The sequence below is a fragment of the Lysinibacillus sp. VIII_CA genome (assembly GCF_049943995.1).
Classification (GTDB): Bacteria; Bacillota; Bacilli; order Bacillales_A; family Planococcaceae; genus Lysinibacillus; species Lysinibacillus pinottii.
Map to the genome: position 1 here is coordinate 57,574 of NZ_JBNFXM010000007.1, position 16,857 is coordinate 74,430.

The 16,857-nt window shown below is 36.5% G+C and carries 19 protein-coding genes; 10 read left to right on the forward strand and 9 right to left on the reverse strand.

Going from position 1 to position 16,857, the window contains the following annotated elements:
• Positions 1-138: 138 nt before the first annotated feature.
• The 6 genes from ACP3VS_RS11630 to ACP3VS_RS11655 all read right to left on the reverse strand — a co-directional run bounded on the left by ACP3VS_RS11630 (position 139) and on the right by ACP3VS_RS11655 (position 3,460).
• Positions 139-324, reverse strand: a complete 186-nt coding sequence (locus tag ACP3VS_RS11630; RefSeq protein ID WP_008173337.1) for a hypothetical protein — start codon at positions 322-324, stop codon at positions 139-141.
• A gap of 70 nt (positions 325-394) precedes the next feature.
• Positions 395-940: a DUF3267 domain-containing protein gene (locus ACP3VS_RS11635; protein ID WP_031418273.1), complete on the reverse strand. Its 546-nt coding sequence runs from the start codon at positions 938-940 to the stop codon at positions 395-397.
• Between the two features lie 175 nt (positions 941-1,115).
• Positions 1,116-1,676: an HTH-type transcriptional regulator Hpr gene (locus tag ACP3VS_RS11640; RefSeq protein WP_008173331.1), complete on the reverse strand. Its 561-nt coding sequence runs from the start codon at positions 1,674-1,676 to the stop codon at positions 1,116-1,118.
• 157 nt (positions 1,677-1,833) lie between these two features.
• Positions 1,834-2,229 carry a YtxH domain-containing protein gene (locus ACP3VS_RS11645; protein WP_031418274.1) on the reverse strand — a complete coding sequence of 132 codons (396 nt, stop codon included), beginning with the start codon at positions 2,227-2,229 and terminating at the stop codon, positions 1,834-1,836.
• Positions 2,230-2,361: 132 nt separating this feature from the next.
• On the reverse strand, positions 2,362-2,898 hold the full coding sequence (locus ACP3VS_RS11650; protein WP_426388774.1) for a tryptophan transporter: 537 nt from the start codon (positions 2,896-2,898) through the stop codon (positions 2,362-2,364).
• Between the two features lie 148 nt (positions 2,899-3,046).
• On the reverse strand, positions 3,047-3,460 hold the full coding sequence (locus tag ACP3VS_RS11655) for an HIT family protein (protein ID WP_426388776.1): 414 nt from the start codon (positions 3,458-3,460) through the stop codon (positions 3,047-3,049).
• A 104-nt stretch (positions 3,461-3,564) separates the two neighbouring features.
• On the opposite strand from ACP3VS_RS11655, the gene ACP3VS_RS11660 reads away from it, so the two are divergent.
• Positions 3,565-4,314 (forward strand): ABC transporter ATP-binding protein, encoded by a 750-nt coding sequence (locus ACP3VS_RS11660; protein WP_036165492.1) that lies wholly within the window; start codon positions 3,565-3,567, stop codon positions 4,312-4,314.
• The gene (locus ACP3VS_RS11665) at positions 4,298-5,479 is read left to right on the forward strand and encodes an ABC transporter permease (RefSeq protein WP_036160494.1); all 1,182 of its coding nucleotides are present in this window, start codon (positions 4,298-4,300) and stop codon (positions 5,477-5,479) included. Before ACP3VS_RS11660 ends, ACP3VS_RS11665 begins: the two co-directional genes overlap by 17 nt.
• Before the next feature lie 67 nt (positions 5,480-5,546).
• Here ACP3VS_RS11665 and ACP3VS_RS11670 read toward each other — a convergent pair whose 3' ends face one another.
• Entirely contained in the window at positions 5,547-6,053 is a 507-nt protein-coding gene (locus tag ACP3VS_RS11670; protein WP_426388778.1) for an antibiotic biosynthesis monooxygenase family protein, read from the reverse strand.
• A gap of 418 nt (positions 6,054-6,471) precedes the next feature.
• Here ACP3VS_RS11670 and hemE point away from each other — a divergent pair, with 418 nt between their 5' ends.
• From hemE to hemY, 3 genes are all read left to right on the forward strand, one after another.
• Positions 6,472-7,521, forward strand: a complete 1,050-nt coding sequence (hemE, locus tag ACP3VS_RS11675; RefSeq protein ID WP_031418282.1) for a uroporphyrinogen decarboxylase — start codon at positions 6,472-6,474, stop codon at positions 7,519-7,521.
• 147 nt (positions 7,522-7,668) lie between these two features.
• The gene (gene hemH, locus ACP3VS_RS11680; protein WP_012292193.1) at positions 7,669-8,589 is read left to right on the forward strand and encodes a ferrochelatase; all 921 of its coding nucleotides are present in this window, start codon (positions 7,669-7,671) and stop codon (positions 8,587-8,589) included.
• A gap of 14 nt (positions 8,590-8,603) precedes the next feature.
• On the forward strand, positions 8,604-10,025 hold the full coding sequence (gene hemY / locus ACP3VS_RS11685; protein ID WP_325881974.1) for a protoporphyrinogen oxidase: 1,422 nt from the start codon (positions 8,604-8,606) through the stop codon (positions 10,023-10,025).
• A 139-nt stretch (positions 10,026-10,164) separates the two neighbouring features.
• On the opposite strand, the gene ACP3VS_RS11690 is transcribed toward hemY, so the two are convergent.
• Positions 10,165-11,034, reverse strand: a complete 870-nt coding sequence (locus ACP3VS_RS11690) for a hypothetical protein (RefSeq protein ID WP_426388780.1) — start codon at positions 11,032-11,034, stop codon at positions 10,165-10,167.
• 171 nt (positions 11,035-11,205) lie between these two features.
• Positions 11,206-12,291: a glycosyltransferase gene (locus ACP3VS_RS11695; protein ID WP_426388781.1), complete on the reverse strand. Its 1,086-nt coding sequence runs from the start codon at positions 12,289-12,291 to the stop codon at positions 11,206-11,208.
• Positions 12,292-12,469: 178 nt separating this feature from the next.
• On the opposite strand from ACP3VS_RS11695, the gene ACP3VS_RS11700 reads away from it, so the two are divergent.
• The 5 genes from ACP3VS_RS11700 (at position 12,470) to ACP3VS_RS11720 (ending at position 16,731) form a co-directional block, all read left to right on the forward strand.
• Positions 12,470-13,438, forward strand: a complete 969-nt coding sequence (locus tag ACP3VS_RS11700; RefSeq protein WP_230586073.1) for a YncE family protein — start codon at positions 12,470-12,472, stop codon at positions 13,436-13,438.
• The gene (locus ACP3VS_RS11705; protein WP_031417817.1) at positions 13,438-14,121 is read left to right on the forward strand and encodes a response regulator transcription factor; all 684 of its coding nucleotides are present in this window, start codon (positions 13,438-13,440) and stop codon (positions 14,119-14,121) included. The genes ACP3VS_RS11700 and ACP3VS_RS11705 overlap by 1 nt, the downstream gene beginning before the upstream one ends.
• Positions 14,118-15,506: a sensor histidine kinase gene (locus tag ACP3VS_RS11710; protein ID WP_012292200.1), complete on the forward strand. Its 1,389-nt coding sequence runs from the start codon at positions 14,118-14,120 to the stop codon at positions 15,504-15,506. Before ACP3VS_RS11705 ends, ACP3VS_RS11710 begins: the two co-directional genes overlap by 4 nt.
• Positions 15,507-15,509: 3 nt before the next feature.
• Positions 15,510-16,037, forward strand: coding sequence for a FixH family protein (locus ACP3VS_RS11715; RefSeq protein ID WP_012292201.1), 528 nt, complete (start codon positions 15,510-15,512; stop codon positions 16,035-16,037).
• 121 nt (positions 16,038-16,158) lie between these two features.
• Positions 16,159-16,731, forward strand: coding sequence for a TetR/AcrR family transcriptional regulator (locus ACP3VS_RS11720; RefSeq protein WP_012292202.1), 573 nt, complete (start codon positions 16,159-16,161; stop codon positions 16,729-16,731).
• Positions 16,732-16,857: the final 126 nt, after the last annotated feature.

Sequence of the window (16,857 nt, forward strand, 5' to 3'; positions counted from 1 at the left end):
AGCTTTTCTTAACAATGTTAGTACTTCACGCCGCATGCCAAAGATCCAAGCCGTTAGTAATGGTTTGAACAAGTTGTTTAATGGGGACTCAACTTATCTTGTAGCGTGCGGACGTGAATGTATTTTACTTTTCGATTGTTATACTGCATATAAAATTTCAATATAAAATGAGACAAGTAAAATGGTAATAAGTATATTTATAGTTCGGAATATTTTTGGCTGGTTTTCTTCGGGAATTTCACGTCGCATACATAGAGCATATGTCATACGGTTAATTTGAAATAAATAGAATACCGAGAATAGAACTACAATCATTAATAGCAAGTCTATTCCTCCCCTCTTTCAATAGTAATAGCATAACAAAGAACGCCATTAAAAAACAAGTACAAGCAATTTAGTGAACAGTTGGTGGAACTAAAATCTCATAGCCCTTTGGTGTTTCTTCAATTTGTGAGTTTTTTGGTGAATTCAATAAATATTTCACGTAAAGTATATCAATTAAACATAGACTACAGTGATATGCTAACAGCAATGTACCGTAATGTGTATAGGCTGGTAGTAGCCAAGTACCTATGATAATACTAGTATTGAGAACGATAAAAGGCGTAAGAAGTGCTAGTATATAGCGATTTTTGGATAATGGCTCATGAATACGCATGTGTAGAACAGGAATTAGATAAAATTGCGTACGGACACGCAATTTAAGATGCTGTCGTAAATCGTACAGAGCTAAAAAGTGTAGAAACTTGTGAACCGGATAAAGTGTTAATACGGCTATTACAAAGAGCCAGAATAAATGATCGGTGTAGTGCTCTTCATTAAATAAATTAAACGTCACATACGATACGGAAAAAACGGATAAAAAAGTAATAACACCCATTATAATAATACGCGTAGTGCCGTAATGATGTTCAAGATTTAAAATTTTCCAACAGTGCATAGTTTATTATCAACTCCGAAAATAGGAAGTGTCCTATTTAATGTAAATTGAATTGTCTTAGAATGCAAGAGAAAGGAGGTACTTCAGAAATATTTCTGAAATACCTCCTTTCACATAATTTATTCCTGCTAGCACAACAAGAATCCCCATGAAAATATCTGTACGATAGTTTTATTTATCCTTTTACAGTTGGACGTTCTTCAAGCGTGTCAAAGGAATCACGAAAATGCTGGAAGGAGCGTTCAAAAATATCGATGAAATCCTCACCATAAATATTACGAATGACAGCCATTACGTCTAAAAAATCTGGGAAACGGCCATATAAGTCCTTTAAGGCCAATGATCCTTCTAATACAGAATGATAAGTATTATGGTAGTTTTTATTCATCTCTACAATGAGCTCTGTACCAGCTTCAGTTAGCTCAACATACGTATTGCGCTTATCGTCATCTCGCTTTGAAAACTTAAGGAAGCCACGTTCTTCTAATTTTTTGGAGAAATTGAATGCTGTAGATACATGCATGACTCCAAACTTTGCTACATCGGAAATAGATGCCCCTTTTAAATGATAGGAAATCCACAGAATATGGTGTTCATTAATATTTAAATCATAGGGTTTAATCCATTGTTGCCAATCTTTTTCAACCGCTTTCCATAGTGCTTTCGATAATTGCGCGATTCTTTGACTATAAAGCATAGCTTCTTTTTGTGTGTATAATTCCTCTGACAATACCATCACCTACTGCTTTCTTTCACATTTTTAAAAATATTATAGCAGTAAAGAAAAAAAGTTTAAAGTTAGAAAAATTCAAAAATTGAAAAGTGGTTAAAAAATAATATTATAGCAATAGTTTTTGATGAAAAAATAGATAAGTAAGCTCCTAAAGAGGACTTTAGTCGCTTATTTTTTTCTGTGGTTTTTCCTTATTTTCTGTGAATTGTGCAATGTTTTTCTCGATTTCGCTTATCGAATTCTGTAAAGCATCTAATTCTTGTTGCAAATTATTTTTATTTGGCTCTATTTCTTCTGAAAAAGTGGTAATTGTTTGTTTTAAATCATTTATTATTTGTGGGATATTATTTTTAACTTCGTTTGTTAAAGTATTGACAGAGTGTTTCACAGTCCCTACTTGTTGTTTAACATCGAGGAGCATGCCTTTTGTTTGATCTACGTTTTGTTTTAAAGTTGTACGTAACTGCTGGCCTGATTGTGGAGTTGAGAACAAAACAGCAGCTGTTCCACCGATAATACCTGTTGCTAGTCCAATTAAAAATGGTTTTGCTTTCATAATATATACCTCATTTCTTGTCATGTTTATCTACTATTAAACCATGAAAAGCATGAATACAAAAAGAAAAAGAAACTGAACGAGTGATAGATCATCACAGTGCAGTTTCTTTTAAATGTTTAAAGTCAATAGTTATGAAATCTGAGAAATGGCTGTTACAAATTTAGAGCGCTTCACTAATTTTGCTACAATAGGATAAATAATAACAAAAGCAACGACATTAAATGCTACAGCTGGAAGGACAACCCCAATAAATAGCATTGTAAACGTTGCACCTACATTTGCATTGAAAACAAAAAGTGCTGCTGCTAAAAAGACTGTACCTGATAGAATAGTACCCAAACCAACTAAAAATGCAGAGACAGCGAAACTCTTTGCTATCCTTTTTAGAATAACTAAAGCAGCTAAAAACACAAAGCCTGTCACCGCTTTATCAATAATGTTCGGAACTAGACCAGCAGGAAATGTTGTGAACAAACCTGAAAGTACCCCTGTTGCTAGCGAAAGTAAAAACGTTTCTTTCACTGTAGGAAATAATAAAATGCCAATGAACATCATTGTTAACATGAAATCAGGCTTCATGCCATTAATCATTCCCGGTGTCACGACATATAGTGCCGCTCCGATACCAACTAAAAGGGCCATTAATACTAAATTCTTTGTATTCATTTTTAATCTCTCCTCGACTGAGCTAATCTATTAGTTTCCCAACGTGTCCTCGTGACCGTTAGCGAAACTTATTTGTGATTGTACGCTAAAATTTTTATATTTGCAATACAGTAATTGGGTTATTAAAATGTTAATATATGACAAAAAATTATAAATGAGCTTTAATATTTTCGGCCACATCAGCCAATTGTTCAGGTGAATATTTTTGCGTTTGCCAAACTAAACCTAAGCCTTCTTTTTCGTCATAACGCGGAATAAAATGTAGATGATAGTGGAACACAGTTTGTCCAGCTGCCGCCCCATTATTATTAATTGTATTCAAACCTATTGGCTCAAACGCTGCCTTTATGGCATTCGCAATCTTCGGTGCAACAGCGTATAAATTACGTGCAACATCCTCTGACATTTCGTATAGATCTTGGCAGTGATGCTTTGGAATTAGTAAGGTATGACCTTTTGCAACTGGCGAAATGTCTGTAAATGCATAGACATGTTCGTCTTCATAAACTTTTGTACTTGGAATGGATCCATCGATAATTTTGCAAAATAGGCAATCGCTCATGAGAATTTCCCCCTTAACGTATATGTAAATTCATTCTATCATACTCAAACCTGTATCATTTGCTAATTTTTGATAAAATATAAAACAAGAAGAGGAGTGAGGATATGTCAGTATTAGAGGTACAGCATGTGACAGGTGGATATACAAGAAAACCTGTTATTAAAGATTTATCTTTTACTATTGAAAAAGGAGAGCTTGTTGGCTTAATTGGCTTGAATGGAGCTGGGAAAAGCACAACGATTAAACATATAATTGGAACAATGTTGCCAAAGGAAGGGGATATTTACCTTAATGGGGTAACGCTAAAGGAAGATACGGACAAGTATCGTACAGCCTTTTCTTATATCCCTGAAACCCCCGTGCTCTATGATGAGCTAACATTAAGGGAACATTTAGAATTAACAGCGATGGCTTATGGTATTGATAAAGCAACTCTAGATGCTCGTTCTGAGGTACTTTTAAAGGAATTTCGAATGGAGAAAAGATTAAACTGGTTTCCTTCGCATTTTTCAAAGGGAATGCGTCAAAAGGTTATGATTATGTGTGCCTTTCTAATTAATCCTAGTCTTTATATTATTGATGAACCTTTTGTGGGGTTAGATCCTCTGGGGATTCAATCATTATTAGATCAAATGGATGAGAAGAAAAAAGAAGGTGCTTCCATATTAATGTCTACGCATATCTTATCAACAGCCGAAAAGCATTGTGATCGAATTATATTATTGCACGAAGGAAGAGTTCGAGCACAAGGAACGATGGCCGATTTGCGTCAAACATTTGCGATGCCTAATGCAACGTTAGACGATCTTTATATTGCAATGACAAAGGAGCGGGACCATGAAGAACTTGCGTGATGTATGGTCCTCTCGCTTCATGCATTATATAGGAGAAGTACAAAAATATATGCAATTTATTTTTACAGGGCATATTGCCATTGTGCTTGTATTTCTAATTGGAGCAGGAGGCTACCAATATAGTGAATGGTTGAAAGTTGTACAGACAGATTTCCCAGCTGAAATACTTATTGCTGTTTTTATAGGCATTTTATTGGCTTTTAGTCGTCCTACTACATTATTGAGAGAGCCAGACCAGGTATACCTATTGCCCCTAGAATCTAAAATGTCACATTATTTCAGCAAGGCTTTAGCTTGGACATTTTGGTCTCAGGTGTGGATTGTAGCAATCGTCTACATCGTCAGTATCCCGTTATTAAAAGCAGTGACTGATTTAACAACAATTGAAATTTGGTCCATTTTCATACTAGTGATTGTACTGAAATATATAAGTGTTCGAGGAGAATTTAGCTATCGATATAGTGAACGTGGTCAAATGGTTTGGGTGGACAGGCTGATTCGAGCAATAATATTTGCTGCAGCTGTTTATATGGGTCTGCAAGCTCAGTTGCTCCTAACCATTGTGGCTACAGTCATTAGCATCATTTATATGATTGTCTTTAGAAAAAAATCTGTCGGCGAACCAGTACCTTATGAACATTTTGTAAAGCTTGAACAAAATCGTATGATGAGTTTTTATCGTTTTGCAAATTACTTTACAGAGGTACCCCATCTACATGGAAGCATTCGACGTCGAGGATGGATGGACTGGCTCTATAAATTCGTACCATATGGTAAAAAAAATTCTCAAAAATATTTGGTGTTCCGCACCTTTGTCCGTACAGATGATCATTTTTATTTATGGCTCCGTCTTACGGCAATTGCAGGAGTGATTGCAGCCTTTGTAGACATTCCGATAGTTACATGGATTGTAGCTGGGGCACTAAGCTTTGCAACGACTATTCAATTAAAGCAAGCATTACTATCAAGTGGAGAATTCCGCATGGATATGCTGTTTCCATTGCCAGATAATGCTCGTCAACTAGCTGTGAAGCAAATTGTACGTCTAGCTATGGTTACACAAGCAATCATCGTTGGATTATGTGCAATTACACAGCCTATGTTTTACATTGTAGTTGTTATTGTTTTAGTAATTAGCGAATTGACTGCGAAAGTATCTAAATAATGAAAAGCTCATTTTCCCAGAACTGCACTGAGAAGATGAGCTTTTATTTGTTGTAGATCTATTCTGATTACTCTTTGGGCATAGCACTATAAGTTGTTACGTAGGAAGCTGCTGAGAAAATGTTCTGCTGATTTACTCCTGTTGAATCATCTCTTTTAGCATGAGCTTTTTCAAAGGCTTTAGAGCTTTTCCAAGCTTCAAATGAGTGTGGTCCATGCCATTGAGTCATGACAATATAAGTGTCACTTTTGATGGGACGAAGTAATCGGTAGGACTCAAATCCTGGCTCATCTTCAATGGCATGTGAGCGTTGTAAAAAGCGATGCTCGAAAACAGGGCGACCTTCATCTGTTACGGGAATATTATTAAGAACAAAGAATCCATGTTCTTCTAGCTCGTTTACCGAATCTAACACTTCAAATTTGCGGGGTGTGGCAAAAACAGATTTTCCTTCTGTTTCATGAATTAATACGGAGTTTCCCTCTCCGTGAATTAAGATCATATGCTCATTTGGATACTTATTTTTCAGTTGCTCTAAAAAATCACCAGTACCAGAAGTTAAATAAATATTCATCAATTTATCCTCCTTATGAATCTTGCTAATTATAGCGTGATTATACCCTTTTTAGCATAAGTCTAAGCTTTGACTAAAAAGAATCTGTCTAGAATGAACAATTTTATGACATTTCACTAGGATAACTATACAATAACAGAGGAAGCGTTTACTATTGGAAACGGATATCAATAATAATGGAATAAATAATACATTTTTTTCTTGATTCAGCAAATGTTTTTTGTACTAAAACAATGGATAAGATACAGAAGACTCTTTCCGCTATAGAAAGTGGTAAGCCCACTGATTCAAGATAAAGTCTCTGATGGGTATTGCAGATTTTGAAGAGAAGCTATTTGAGTAAACAGAAAGAAATCTGGAAACAATTACCCGAGAGCGTATGGATAGTAATGAATTTATCGAGGGGAAGGAATTATTCATGACAACTTTTAACGACACACTTCTGCGTGCTGCTCGTGGAGAAAAAACGACACACACGCCAGTATGGTATATGCGACAGGCAGGGCGTTCTCAGGCAGAATATCGTGCCATCAAAGAAAAATATTCTTTAGAGGAAATTACACATCAACCTGAACTATGTGCGTATGTCACTCGTCTACCTGTTGAAAATTACAACGTTGATGCAGCTATATTATACAAGGATATTGTCACACCTCTACCTGGAATTGGCATAGATGTAAAAATTAAAGCAGGTGTTGGTCCTGTTATTTCTAATCCAATTCGTTCAGTTGCAGATGTAGACAATTTAGGTGAATTCAATGCCAAAGAGCATACTCCCTTTGTACTAGAGACTATAAAAATCTTGACAGAAGAGCAATTAAATGTCCCGTTGATTGGTTTTGCTGGAGCACCATTTACACTAGCCAGCTACATGATTGAAGGGGGTCCTTCTAGAAACTATAACAAAACAAAATCATTCATGGTGTCAGAACCGCAAGCTTGGTTTGCGTTAATGGATAAACTTGCTGACATGATTATTGCAGATGTAACTGCCCAAATTAAAGCTGGTGCAAAAGCAATCCAAGTATTTGATTCTTGGGTGGGTGCTTTAAATGTGGAGGATTACCGTGTATTTATAAAACCAATTATGACGCGAATTTTTGCGGAATTACAAAAAGAAAACGTGCCATTAATTCAGTTCGGTGTTGGTGCAAGTCATTTAGCGAAGGAATGGAATGATTTACCGATTGATGTTGTCGGCTTAGATTGGCGTTTACCAATAAAAGAAGCACGCACGAATGGCATTACAAAACCAGTCCAAGGTAACCTAGACCCATCTCTATTATTGGCGGATTGGTCAGTCATTGAAAAACGAACTAAGGACATTATCGATCAAGGTTTAGAAATGCCAGGTCATATCTTTAACCTAGGCCACGGTGTTTTCCCTGAGGTTGATCCAGCGGTCTTAAAACGTTTAACGACACTTATTCATGAATATAGTGCACAACAAATACAAGCTCGTTCTTAAAAAAGCGAATTCAAATGTGAATTATGTCCTTTTCTATGTATGAAATTTTTATCATAGAAAGGGAGCTGTCCAAGATAATAGATTGGACAGCTTCTTTTTATCACATAATGTATAAAACATAAAACAATTTTAGAGGTGAAAAGGGTAATGAAAGAAGTTAAAGGCTTATTGGTAATGGCATACGGAACACCTTATAAAGAAGAGGATATTGAACCTTACTATACACATATTCGTCATGGTCGCAAACCTTCGGAAGAGCATTTAGAAGATTTACGTAGTCGCTACGAAGCGATTGGAGGTTTATCTCCTTTAGCGGCAGCAACACAGGCACAAGCTGAAGCATTGTGTTCCCGCTTAAATGAAGTTCAGGATACTGTAGAATATAAATTGTTTATTGGTTTAAAGCATATTCATCCATTTATTGAGGATGCAATAGAGCAAATGGTGGCAGAGGGCATCAAAGAAGCGGTATCCATTGTTTTAGCTCCTCATTTCTCAACATTCTCTATTAAATCTTATAATGGCCGTGCTGTAGAAGCAGCAGGGGATCGCTTAACGATTACATCAGTAGAATCTTGGTATGATGAACCTAAATTTATTGAGTATTGGAAACAACAAGTCAATGATACGTTTAAGTCAATGTCAGAAGAAGAACGTGAAACAGCTTGCTTAATTGTTTCAGCGCATTCACTTCCTGAAAAGATTAAAGATTTAGGTGATCCTTATGAGGATCAATTAATTGAAACAGCTCGACTTATTCAAGAAGCAACTGATTTGAAAAACGTTGAGGTCGGTTGGCAATCAGCAGGACAGACGCCAGAGCCTTGGATTGGTCCAGATGTTCAAGACTTAACACGCGAGCTCTATGAAGAAAAAGGCTTCCGTTCATTTGTTTATACACCAGTAGGTTTTGTAACAGAGCATTTAGAAGTGTTATATGATAATGATTTTGAATGTAAAGTTGTTTGTGATGAACTAGGCGCAAAATACTATCGTCCGTCAATGCCTAATACACACCCTTTATTTATTGATGCGATGGTCGATGCGATTTATAAAAAATTAAGCTAAGCGAAAAGAAAGTGATGATGTTGGTGACTCAGAAAAGACGAAAGGTAGTTGTTGTAGGTGGTGGTATTACAGGCCTTACAGCTGCGTTCTATATGCAAAAACAAGCAAGCACAAAAGAATTGCCATTAGATATCGTACTTGTCGAGTCGTCATTACGTCTTGGCGGAAAAATTCAAACACTAAGAAAAGATGGTTTTATTATTGAGCGTGGACCAGAATCTTTTTTTGACCGAGAAAATTATGTAAATGCTTTAGCGAAGGATCTCGGTATTGAACAAAAAATCATGACAAGTAATGCAGGACCTAACTATGTAGCTGTCGGAAGTCAGTTATACCCAATCCCAAGCCATTTATTATCAGGAGAAACGCCACATATCTCGTCATTCATTACATCAGGTTTGTTTTCACTAAGTGGTAAAGTTCGCGCGGCGGGTGATTTTTTTATCCCGCGTTCCGTACAGGACGATGATCAACCATTGGGGTCATTTTTTAGAAGAAGATTTGGCGCTGAGGTTGTTGAAAACCTAGTTGAACCATTACTGGCAGGGACATTTGCAGGGGATATTGAGCAATTAAGTATGAGTTCAACTTTTCCACAGCTTTATCATCTAGAGCAAAAATATCGTAGCTTATTAGTAGGGATGAAAAAGGCAGGAACAAATTTCTTGAGTAATGATGTTATTGATGAAAATAAAGGGATTTTTCAAACGTTTAGTAATGGACTTGAAACCTTAATCGAAAGTATTGAGGAATCTCTACTTCCTGGGACAGTAATGAAAGGTGTCAAAGTGGAAGAAATTGAACATGGAAAAGATGGGTCTGTACATGTAATGCTTAACAATTTCACACATATTAAAGCAGATGCAGTAATTATTGCTACACCCTTTAATATGGCGGATAAGATGTTCAGTAAGTATAATTTGTTAAATGAACTAGGGACAATGAAAGCTGCAACTATCGCAACCGTTACAATGGCATTTAAAAAGGAGCAGCTTGGTGATTTAGACGCGCTATCTTTTTATGTCTCTCGAAATAGTGATTTTTCAATAACTTCATGTACGTGGATGAATCGAAAATGGCCGGGTACCACGCCTGATGATTATGTGCTATTACGTAGTTACATTGGTCGAGTTGGAGATGAGGCGATTGTCGCATTATCAGATACTGAGATAGAAAAAACAGTGCTACAGGATTTAAATAAAACTATCAGTATAGATGGAGAACCAGTAACGACAGTGGTTACACGTTGGAGAAATGCAATGCCACAATACACCGTTGGACATGAGGCGAAGGTCCAACGCATAAAGCAGGAATTACGAGAACATTTTCCAACTGTAAAATTAGCAGGTAGCTCATTCGAAGGAATATCCATCCCCGAATGTGTGCAACAAGGTAAACATGTTGCTGAGGAAGTGTTGGTGGAAATTTTTTGTTAGTAGAAGCAAAATAGTACAAACATTATGTTTGTACTATTTTTTTATTGCAGTAAGTTCAAAATATAAAGAAATAGCAAACTAACTATTTCATAGTTTGCTATTTCCATAACTATATTTTGAAAATTTGAATAACGTGGTTCTAAGAAATTCGGTGACATGACCAAACGATACCGCCAGAGTTTGCTCCGCCTAGTATAAGAGAGATAGTTAATCCATTGGCTTCATAGAACAAATCAATCGTATCTCCAGCATTTAAATTCACTTCTCCTGCTAAAGTGATTGTGCCATTTCCAAGAACTGCTCGTAACGTTAATACAAGTGCCACATTGACGTTTAGTACAGGGAACAAGCCACTAATTAAATTTGTAGTAGCATTTTGCCTAATTGCAAATGAAGGGTTTATTCCCGCTCCTAAAGTAACAGTAATGGCCGCAGAAGTGGAGTAGTTAATGGTTGCTTCAAAGGAATACCTACCTGTAGTTGGTACAGTGAATATTCCAGTAGTTGGATTGAAAGCAGGTGTTGTAAAGTATGGTGACGCTACACTCCAGTTAGTGATTGAAGTAGATCCACTAACTGTCAACGTGTTTTTAAAGGCAGAGAATCCTTCAGTAAACGCAGGTCCAGTAAAACCAGTAGCGCCTGTAGGTCCAGTAGCGCCAGTAGCGCCAGTAGCGCCAGTAGCGCCAGTAGCGCCAGTAGCGCCAGTAGCGCCAGTAGCCCCAGTAGCGCCAGTAGCGCCAGTAACGCCAGTAGCGCCAGTAGCGCCAGTAGCCCCAGTAACGCCAGTAACCCCAGTAGAGCCAGTAGAGCCAGTAGAGCCAGTAGCCCCAGTAGCCCCAGTAGCCCCAGTAGCCCCAGTACTTCCCGTTGCCCCAGTAATGCCCCCAGTAGGTCCGGTAGGTTTTACAGGCCAAACTGGACAACTTGGAATAGGTCCAGTTCTACAACAGCAAGGAAAAGAATTACATTTATTACATACTTGTTTTAAATAATTTCCAAAATGCAAAGTCTCACCTCCCCTCTCAAATATCGTATTCTGTGAATTGATAGAAGAGGTAGACACATAACTATTAAATAATAGTAAATAGAAGTTTGTTACATTGTTTAAGGATTTTTAATGTTCTACTAAATACTAATACGTAATTTTTTGTCCTGTTTAAACTAGCAATTAGAACTTCTAGGAATCCGTCTGATTAGACTTTAAGATTTGCTGAAAATACTTTTTATTGTGTAAAACTTTTGCGTCGTTAGGGATAAAGGAGCCAGCTAATTCATTGTGTGCGTTTGCGAGTTCGTATTCTTGAAGTCTGTCAAATAGAACACAAAGCTGTAAGTGAGGAAGCCAAGTTGAGAAGCTTTTATTTTGAAAAGGAGCGTTAGGATTTTGTTTAATGATAAGTGCTTGTTCGTACCAGAAAATAGCTTGATAATTCTTATATTGCTCCATGAAATGATAACCTAGGCGACAGCATGCTTCAGGGCGGGGGATATCGTATTCAAAGCTTCTTAATATAGAACTAAAATTGTTTTCCGGGTCATTTAAATTTGAATAGCAATCCGCTAATTTAAAGCAAGCACGAATATTATCCTCCACCCAGCCTAGTTTTGAGGTTAAAAATAATTCGTAATAGTAAATGGCTTCTTCAAATTGACCGTGATCTAGTAATTCATTGGCAAAATAAAAGGTATCTCTTGGTGATAATGTTTTACCAGATTCCACTAATGTTTTATAAATCGTTATATTACGTGAATGGTCATGCGTTAGTGGCAAGTGACTTACGGCTATATCGCTATCCAACAGTGTTCCACCCACTTCTAAATATTCGTGGACAGCACCAATCCATTGGAAATTTTTATCTTTCTTTACGAGTCTGTTTCTTCTTATTAAAGCATCTACATTTCCCTCACTATCAAAACTAAGATTGTAATTCATTGAAACGGCATCAATAGTAGCGGAAAGAGAATTCTTTAGCGCCTTAAATTTTTCTTGATCTTCTTCTAAAAATACATCGTCTGCATCTAACCAAAGAATGTAATCCATCGTTGCTTGCTGAAAGGAATAGTTTCTGGCAGCGGCAAAATGATGGATCCATTCGAAATCAAAAATTCTATCAGTAAATTGAGCAACAATTTGTTTTGTACGATCTGTTGATCCTGTATCCACAATATTGATTTCATCTACTAACCCTTTAACAGATTCAAGACATCTTCCAATGACTTCCTCTTCATTTTTCACAATCATACATAAGCTGATGGAAACCACATTTTATTCCTCCTTACGATTATCCTAGTAGTATATGTATAGAAGGAAATATTGGCTGGATGAATACAACTGAAATACTTCGTTTAAATTGTGAAATGTCTTTTTATGGTTTGTCATAAATTTACCTTTCAAGTTTCACCCGGATTTCACAATTGTGAAGTATAGTAAAGGGGCAGAGGTGATAACGTTGAAAAAATGGGCATTCTTCATTTTTTCTTTACTACAAATAATTTGGTTAGCTGGTTGTACTGAAAAATCGTATGAATCGATTGAGCGTGATCGGAATTTTATAGCTTCATTAAATATTCAAGAGCCATCCTTGGACTTTATTGATGAAAATGGTCATGTATTAGCAAAATGGTTATTTGATAAAGCTTACTCAGGAGCAACATTACTGGGGGATGATCAAGTCCTCTTATACGGACACCAATTAAATACCATTGATGTCTATACATTATCAACTGGAGAAAAGCTCTATTCCCAAAAGGTAGAGGTAGGTACAACAAATGTGTATTATGATAACAATATCAAGCAATTTTTTATAACGAATAGTAAAACTAATACAGTGACAAGCTTTGATCATGAAGGAAACATGTTGGCCTCACAACGAATAGGTAATTATCCTATGTCAATGGCATCGTATAAGGATAAGCTGTATGTAATAAATTTTAAAGATACAAAATTATCTGTTCTCAATATGAAAGATTTACAGATTGAACAGGAGTGGCCGATCCAAAAATCCTCACATGGGATAGCCATTATAGACGAGATAGACGAACTCTGGATAGGTGGTCATGGAGAAGGGAGTAAGCCAAATAGTTCGGTTAAAAAATACGATTTGAACAGTGGTCAATTACATGGTGAAATAAACATGCCATTAATGCCAGTAGGGTTAAAAAAGACAAAGGATGCTGTACTTGTTGTCAGTCATGGTCATAATGAGTTATATGTCGCTGACTTTGATGGTCATATAAAATGGCAGCAGGAAGTAGGAGCAAACCCTTTTGTGGTCAATCAATTTAAAGACTATATTGTGGTCGCTGGCTACGACGATCACAAATTGCACTTTATAAAAGATGGCCAGACAGAAAAAACAGTTGATGTGGGGAAAGGTGCTTTTCAGCTGTTAGTAAGGGAGGAAAAATGATGACAACTGTATTAATAGTTGATGATGAGCAAGATATGCGGAACCTAATCGAAATGATGCTTAATAACTCTGATATTGAAACATATACTGCTGCGAGTGGGACTGAGGCATACGATATAATTGTACGTGAGAAAATTGATTTAGTGCTGCTTGATGTAATGATGCCACACGAGGATGGCTTTGTTGTTTGTCAAAGTATACGCGCAATGTCAAATGTCCCGATAATATTCCTTACAGCTCGTGATGCTAATGAGGACAAAGTGAAGGGTCTTACACTTGGTGGAGATGATTATATTGTTAAACCATTTACACATGATGAACTAGCTGCTAGAATCTACGCAGTATTAAGAAGAAGTGGTGCAAATATTGCTGAGCTACAGCAAAAGTATGTTGTATTTGGTCCCATTAAAATAGATGAAATTGCACGTAAAGTATCAGTACATGGAAAAAGTATCCCCCTTACTTTAAAAGAATTTGAACTACTCCATTTATTTATGAAAAATCCAGGAAATGCTTATACACGAGAGCAATTATTAGAACGCATTTGGGATATTGATTATGTAGGTGGGACTCGAACTGTCGACACTCATATAAAAACCTTACGCATAAAGCTTGGAAAGGAAGCGGCTGCACATATTCAAACGGTCTGGGGAGTCGGCTACCGCTTTGATCCTGGCGAATGAAAAAGATAGCCACTCGTATTTGGTTGTTAATTTTCGCATTTCTAATTATTACTGTTGTTTTTATGTATGTCCTCACAAATTTTTTGTACCAACGTTTATATGTACAGGATACGGAAGATACAATGGTTGAGGTTGGCCTAAAGCTACAGACTATGTATAACAATGGAAAGGTAACGGATGAATTTATTGCTGATATTGAACGTTTTAACGATTATTCAAATTTAAATATATTTGCAGTAAGGAATCCACGTGAACTAAGTGCCTGTGTTCCATTTGATATAGATTATGAAACATTAATTGGTCCTGAAGAAAGACAAAAATTACTTTCTGGTAGTTATGTGCAAAAAATCGGCTATGAGCCTCGTTTTGATCGACAGCTAATTTCTGTAGTCTTGCCTCTTGTCGATCAAAATAGATTAGAAGGAATTATCTACATTTATTTCCCTCTAGCCAAAATTAGTGAATTAGCTAATAGCGGGGTGATTCTGTTATTTATTAGTGCCTTTATATTTTTAATGGTTGTAAGCTATTTAATTTATAAAGGGATTCGACATATTATGCGACCATTAAACGATTTGCAACGTGCTGTGGAACAGATGTCCTTCGGGAATTATGAGACACGGGTACCTGTAAATTCACGAGATGAAATTGGTAAATTATCAAGCACTTTTAATAAAATGGCAGAAGCAATCCAGCAGGAGGATGAAGCACAAAAAACATTTTTAGCCACTGTTTCTCATGAGCTACGAACTCCAATTAGCTATGTAAAAGGCTATAGTGAAGCAATGCAAAACGGCATCATAACAGAAAATCAAAAAGAGGAAACGATTCAGCTAATTGTTCGTGAGGCAAATCGTATGGAAAGATTGACGAACGAATTACTTCAACTTGCCAGAACTGAAAATGAACAAACAGAGATTGTAGTATATCCAATTCCTCTGGGAGAGACTTTACGAGAGGTTCAAAAAATCTTAACACATCAAGCTGATAAAAAGAACATAACCTTACATTTAGATGTGGACGATGCCCTCATTATTCAGGCAGATGAGGTAAAGCTTAAACAAATTTTTATAAATATTATTGAAAATGCTATTAATTACTCGTATGAAAATTCGAAGGTTGAAATGGTTGCTATTGAAAAGAATGGCAGTGCCCAAATTACCATCAAAGATTATGGAATCGGAATCCCACAAGAGGATATATCACACGTAACAGAGCGATTCTACCGTGTTAATAAGGCACGGAGCCGAGCAGATGGCGGAAGTGGATTAGGTTTATCCATTGTAGAGCAACTATTAAAACAGCTACAGGGAAGATTAGAAATAAAAAGTATTATTGAAAAAGGCACAATCGTTAAGATTACATTGCCATTAATGGAGGATTAAAAAATGAAAAAATGGTTATTTGCACTAATTGCGGTTCCTGCCTTGTTGGTAGGCTGTGGAGAAAACAAGGAGGAGACTTTACCAGAGCCAGAAGTTCCACAAATACCAGAAGTTGAAATTTTAACACCCAAAGAAGTAGCACTTCATGAAACAATTGAGCTTGCAGCCCATGTTGAGCAGGGTGGTAAAAATGTCGATGACGCAGTAGTAGAGTTTGAAGTGTGGGAATCAGGGAAACGTGATGAAGGTCAAATGGTTGATGGGAAATTAGAGAAAGATGGCGTATATAAAGCGACAACTACATTTGATCATGATGGGGTCTATTATATGTATGCCCATACAACAGCAAATGGTGTTCATAATATGCCGAAGCAACAAATTATTGCGGGAAGCCCTGATATGACACAAGTTTTACCTGAAGATGAAAAGAGCAATAACAGTATGGATAATAATATGATGAACCATGGTAATGGCACATCTGACGATACTGATCAGAACGAAGAAAAAAAAGATGAAAAAAATCATCATTAAAGACTTGCAATTTTTTAAAAATAGGAATATGATAATGACCAGATGACCGAAATGGTTTTCTGGTCATTTTTATGAATGTGTACTTTAGATGTACATAACCTAACAAGAAAGGGTGTTACTAATGGATCGTAGGCAGGAAATTCTTGAAGCAGCTGCAAAATCTTTTACATTGTTTGGCTACAAAGCGACAACAATGGAGCAAGTGGCAAAGATAGCTAATGTTGGTAAAGGTACGATTTATACATTCTTTGCAAATAAAGAGATTTTATTTCAGGAAATCGCTATGTCACTTGTTCGAGAGATGAAGGGTGAAGCAGATGCAGTGTTGGATGCATCAGCAAGCTTTATGGATAATGCACATAATGCTTTAATGAAAATGCTACAGTTCCGTGAAAAACATCTTTTATTTGCGAAGTTGATAGAGGAAGAAAAAGAACTACGTACACCAGCTGTTAAACAGGTGCTCCTACGCATCGAGACAGAAATTTTATCGTATGTTGCAGAATTAATTCAGCGACGTATTAATAAAGGTGAAATTAGAGATTGTGATGCAGAGCTGGTTAGTTACTTACTGTTAAAAGCCTATCTTGCATTTGTTGTCGATTGGCATGAGTTACACGGTGATGCGATCCCTGAAGAGAAGATTCTTAATCTTTTCAAGGAGACAATCTTTCGAGGTTTAATTCTAACTTGATTCGATTTCGTTACTCCATAAAGTGTCGAATCAAGTGTTATTTTGCAAAGGTTGAAGGGTTTATATTTTTTTGAATGAAAATGACCAAATGACGTTTTCGGTCAAATAGTTTAGGAGTGAGGATAT